The organism is Mesorhizobium sp. M7A.F.Ca.US.006.04.2.1 (assembly GCF_004022915.1).
In the GTDB taxonomy this organism is placed as follows: Bacteria; Pseudomonadota; Alphaproteobacteria; order Rhizobiales; family Rhizobiaceae; genus Mesorhizobium; species Mesorhizobium ciceri.
On sequence record NZ_RZQA01000441.1, the window covers coordinates 1 to 5,306 of the forward strand.

Annotated in this window: 3 protein-coding genes and 1 pseudogene; all 4 read left to right on the forward strand. The window is 62.0% G+C overall.

Going from position 1 to position 5,306, the window contains the following annotated elements; translation table 11 throughout:
• Positions 1-272: 272 nt before the first annotated feature.
• On the forward strand, positions 273-2,012 hold the full coding sequence (leuA, locus tag EN925_RS21910) for a 2-isopropylmalate synthase (RefSeq protein WP_127368847.1): 1,740 nt from the start codon (positions 273-275) through the stop codon (positions 2,010-2,012).
• A gap of 184 nt (positions 2,013-2,196) precedes the next feature.
• Complete coding sequence (locus EN925_RS21915) at positions 2,197-3,972, forward strand: hypothetical protein (RefSeq protein ID WP_128336917.1); 1,776 nt, start codon at positions 2,197-2,199, stop codon at positions 3,970-3,972.
• Positions 3,973-4,169: 197 nt separating this feature from the next.
• The gene (locus EN925_RS21920; RefSeq protein WP_128336919.1) at positions 4,170-4,973 is read left to right on the forward strand and encodes an alpha/beta fold hydrolase; all 804 of its coding nucleotides are present in this window, start codon (positions 4,170-4,172) and stop codon (positions 4,971-4,973) included.
• Positions 4,974-5,086: 113 nt separating this feature from the next.
• Positions 5,087-5,306: pseudogene (locus EN925_RS21925) on the forward strand (hypothetical protein); the annotation flags it as partial.

Here is a 5,306-nt window from a genome sequence, read left to right on the forward strand (position 1 = left end):
CCTGTAAGAGAACCGCCATGAACACGCGCGCCAGCAACGCTTCCCGTCCGACCGGTTTTTCCGGCGAGACCGTGCGCGCGCTGGCTTCGACCCTGCTTCTTCTCGGCCTTATCGGCGATCGCCGGGTTCGCTGAAGGAGCGCCCGGCGGTCGAACCGCCGCGCAAGCGCATGCTCCTTGGCAATCACATCAAGCGAACGAAATTCTGGTAAAGGCGCCGCTCGCCATCAATCCACCTGAAGGTGGATCCATGAGCCGCCGGGAGAAACGACGATGAACGCACGAGAAGAGATCCGCTCCGATGCCGCGGTAGCCGACACGGATTCGGCCAAAGGCATGCCCGACGCAGCCCGCAAATATCAGCCCTATCCGACCGTCGGTCTCACCGATCGCACCTGGCCCTCGAAGGTTATCGACAAGGCGCCGATCTGGTGCTCGGTCGACCTGCGCGACGGAAACCAGGCGCTGATCGATCCTATGGGCCATGAGCGCAAGGCACGCATGTTCGGCCTGCTGCTCGACATGGGCTTCAAGGAGATCGAGATCGGCTTCCCGTCGGCCTCCCAGACCGATTTCGACTTTGCCCGCTGGTGCATCGAGGAAGGCAACGTACCCGCCGATGTCTCGCTGCAGGTGCTGGTGCAGTGCCGGCCGGAGCTGATCACCCGCACCTTCGAGGCGCTGAAGGGCGCCACCAACCCGATCGTCCATTTCTACAATTCGACCAGCGAATTGCAGCGTCGCGTCGTCTTCGAGAAGGACGTCGGCGGCATCAAGCGGATCGCCACCGACGCCGCCAAGATGATCACCGACATGGCGGCCAAGGCCGGCGGAGGCTTTCGTTTCGAGTATTCGCCGGAAAGCTTTACCGGCACGGAGCTGGAAGTGGCGCTGGAGATCTGCAACGCCGTCACCGAGATCGTCAGGCCGACCGCTGACAACAAGCTGATCATCAACCTGCCCTCGACGGTCGAGATGTCGACACCCAACATCTATGCCGATCGCATCGAGTGGATGTGCCGCAACCTCGACAACCGGGAGAACCTGCTGGTCTCGCTGCATCCGCACAATGACCGCGGCACCGGCATCGCCACCACCGAGCTCGGCCTGATGGCCGGCGCCGACCGTGTCGAAGGCACGCTGTTCGGCAATGGCGAGCGCACCGGCAATGTCGACATCGTCACGCTGGCGCTGAACATGTACACGCAAGGTGTCGATCCGTTGATCGACTGCTCTGACATCAACCGGATGAAGGACGTCTATGAATATTCGAACCAGTTGAAGATCCCCGAGCGCCACCCCTATGTCGGCGAACTCGTCTACACCGCCTTTTCCGGTTCGCACCAGGATGCCATCAACAAGGGCATGAAGGCGCTGAAGAAGGCCAATACGAGCCTGTGGGAAGTGCCCTATCTGCCGATCGACCCGGCCGATGTCGGACGCAGCTACGAAGCCATCATCCGCATCAATTCGCAGTCCGGCAAGGGCGGCATCGCCTATGTGCTGCAGGCCGATTACGGCCTCAATTTGCCGCGCAACCTGCAGATCGAGTTCAGCCAGGAAATCCAGGCGATCACCGATGCCGAGGGCAAGGAAGTGCCGGCCAGGCGCATCTACGATCGCTTTCTCGAGACCTATGTCGACCAGCCCGGCGCGCGGCTGAAATTCCTCGATCACCACACCTATCCCAGCACCGAGATCAAGGGCCGGCGCGTCGTCGAGGCGGTCATCCTCGACAACGGCAAGGAACTGACGATATCGGGCACAGGCACCGGCCCGATCGACGGCTTCGTCGATGCGCTGTCACGTCATCTCGGTGTCGAGATGTCGGTGCTCGACTATTCCGAGCACTCGATGCAGCGCGGCTCGAACGCGTCGGCCATTTCCTATGTCGAGATGGAATATCCCGGCGGCAAGCTGTTCGGCGCCGGAATCAACACCAACATCGTCGCTGCCTCGCTGGAAGCAGTGATGTCCGCCGCCAACCGTATCGTCGGCAAAAAAGCCGGCTGACGCCCGACGGGAACAAAGATCGGAACCGTCCCAATCTGGTGATCGGTTCCGACCTTTCGGGCCGTTAACCACCGCGGAATTATCCGGTGGGTACGTGATCGCATAATGGGGTGTATACTTGTGTGGTGGTGCGGGACCTATATGATCGCGCCTCAACCTGTGCCGACTTCGAGAGGATCGACACTTGCAGCATGCCACGCCTGCCGCCCCCGCAGTGCGCGAGACACTGGAGCGACTGCTTGCCAGCCAAACGTTCGGCCGATCCGAACGCGCGCGCAAGCTGCTACGTTATCTTGTCGAACGTGAACAGGCCGGCGAAGCCGACAGGCTCAAGGGCTTTTCCATTGCCATGGATGTTTTCGGCAAGGACGGCGATTTCGACCCGTCCACCGATGCCGTGGTGCGGGTGCAGGCAGGCAGGCTGCGCGAGCTTCTGCAGCACTATTTCGCCAATGAGGGAATTGCCGAACCGGTCCGCATCGCCATTCCGCGCGGCGGCTATGTTCCTGCCTATGAATCGAATGCGATCCGCCTGCCGGATATTGCCGAGGCTGTTCCCGAACTCAGGCTGGACGGCGCCGCATCCGCCGATCGGTCAAACGAAGCCGGCACGGGCACGCCGGAGGCGATGTCTCTGACTTCCGTACCGACTTCGCCTGCCCCCTCGGTGGCGCGCCATCTCCGCTTTTTCTGGATGGCGATCGCGCTGGTCATCGCCATGTTGGGCGTACTGATTCTTCGCCAGGGCAGCACTGCCTTGCTGGCAGGCGGCGACATCTCGGCAACGCCGGAGACCGCTGGCGCAACCGCAAGCATCACATCGTCGGCAAGGGCTGACGCCCTGCCGCAAGTCTATATCGGACTCAAGGCTGACGGCTCCGACGCCAGCCGTGTCGCCGCATCGCTGCGCGCCGGCCTGAGTGGCTTCGATACGATCGACTTCATCGGCCGCGACACCGTCAACGATCCAGCCGACGACGCTGCGAGCTTCATATTCGACATCCTGCCCGGACCGGACGCGGGCGATATCACGATAGAACTGCAAAGCATGGCGTCCGGACGGGTGCTTCTATCGCGCAATCTCACCCCTGCCGACAGCGCACCTGCGGCGGTCGAAGACCGTATTGCCGACATGCTGAGCTCGGCACTCCCCGCCTCCGGCACCATCTACAACTATATCGAGCAGACCGGCACGCCAAACGTGCTGACGCAGTGCCTCCTGCTCAACGGCAAATATTACCTCGACCAGAACGCCAGGACCCATGAGGCGGCCTATCGTTGCCTCGAGAAGCTGGCCAATGGTGGAACCAAGTCCTCGCTCGTCTATTCGGAACTTGCTTCCCTGCATCTCGAGGCGGTGTCCGATCATTACGCCTATCCGCCCAACGCGACGATTGAAACAGCCGTCGAGTTTGCCCATCGCGGCGTGCAGATGGGTCCGACCAGCCCTTATGCGCATCGCGCCTACGGCTATGTCAGTTCGCGCCTCGGCAATACGGACGAATCAATCCGCTGGATGCGCAAGGCCTATGAACTCAACCCCTACGATCTCGGCATGGCCGCCGCTTACGGCTACGGGCTGATCTTCGCCGGACGATACGCCGAGGGAACGCCGATCCTCGATCATGCGGCGGAGACCTTCAGCGGACACCCGACATGGTGGGACTATGGGCTGTTCGTCGGTGAGCTCATGCTCGGCGACACGAACAAGGCAGTCGCGGCCAGCATGGCACTGAGAACGACGGCAACGAAATCACACTATCTGGCGGCACGGCTGATCGGCGCCAAGGCTGCCGGACAGGACCATCTGGTGAGCACGCTGCTGAAACAGTTGACCACCGAGTTCCCCAAATTTGCCGCCGATCCGCGGGCGACTTTCGTCGAGCGGAAATATCCGGCCGACCTGACCGACCGGCTGGTTCAGGCACTGCGCGCTGCCGGGCTCGGCAGCCCGAGCTGACACCATCGACGTCCGCGGACTGGCTGCGCCGTGTCCCGATGGGTTTACTGCGCTTCGATCGCCGAATGCCGGTTGATCCCCAAGTTCTGTACACAACCGTACAAATCGCGAAAATTTTACTGGTCATCATGTCGGACTAGGAGCAATTCAGCCACGATTGGTGTCGCGCATTCTGCAATAACAAAAAATCAGCTTTCATGACCGCATCACTTTTTGCCGCCGAAGAGGGTGTTGGCTCGAAGGCCATCGTCCTGCTGCACGGTTTCGGCGGCTGCCACGATGTATGGCGCGAGGTGATTTCCGCCCTGACGCCTTCCACGCATACGCTGGCCTATGATCTGCCTGGGCATGGGATGTCGCTCGACTTTCCCGCCGCCGGTCCGGCCAGGGTGGCGGCTAAGGCCGTGCTGACCGACCTCTCGGAGCGTCGGCTGAAGCGCGTTCATCTCGTGGGCCACTCGATGGGTGGTGCCGTGGCGGCGCTGATGGCGCTGGCCGAGCCCGAAAAGATAGCCTCGCTGACGCTTCTGGCACCGGGCGGCCTTGGCCCCGAAATCAACGGGCCGCTGTTGCGCCGCTATGCCGAAGCCGCGGATCGGTCCGAGATCCGCTCCTGCCTCTCCGTGATGTCGGGACCTTCTGCCCTGCCGCTCGAACATACGGTGGACATCCTTTGGGAAATGCGCAGGCGACCCGGCCAACTCGAAAAGCTGGTCGGGATCGCGGCCGCCATGACCGTGGACGATCGGCAAGGCGTCATCCCGCACGATCGCCTCGATCGGCTGAACATGCCGGTAATGGTGGCATGGGGAACCAGCGATGCGGTGCTGCCCTTTACCCAGGCGGATGACCTGCCGGCGCATTTTCACGTGCACCACGTGCTGGAGGCGGGCCATATGCTGGCCGAGGAAGCACCCCACCTCGTTGCCGAGATCATTCGCCGCAACACCAGCCGCCGCGCCAGGCCGCACCGCCAGAAATTCGCCGCCGCAGCAAGCTGACCTTTTCGCGCACGACGACCCTCCTGAGCATCCCGACGCCGTCGATCTCGCCAGTGCATTTTGCTGGCGGCTGTGTTAACCCAGTGTTAACCAAACCCACGAGGCAGACGCCGATGAAGGAAGCAGGCGAGAAGACCATCGACCAGTCGAAGAAACTGTCCGATGCCATCCGTGATGTCAAAAATGCCTTCGCCGACCGCGACGATGTCGTCGTCGACATGCGCGAGGCGCATCGCATGCGTCTCGATCTGCTTGCCGCCGAGCTGGCGCCGGTTTTTGCCGATGTTCCGGCCGACATGGACAATTTCGACTTTGTCGTCTCGTCGGGCTTGC

Excerpts from the sequence above, each read along its gene's own strand:
- leuA (WP_127368847.1), top strand. The coding sequence starts at position 273 with ATGAACGCACGAGAAGAGATCCGCTCCGATGCCGCGGTAGCCGACACG.
- EN925_RS21920 (WP_128336919.1), top strand. The coding sequence starts at position 4,170 with ATGACCGCATCACTTTTTGCCGCCGAAGAGGGTGTTGGCTCGAAGGCC.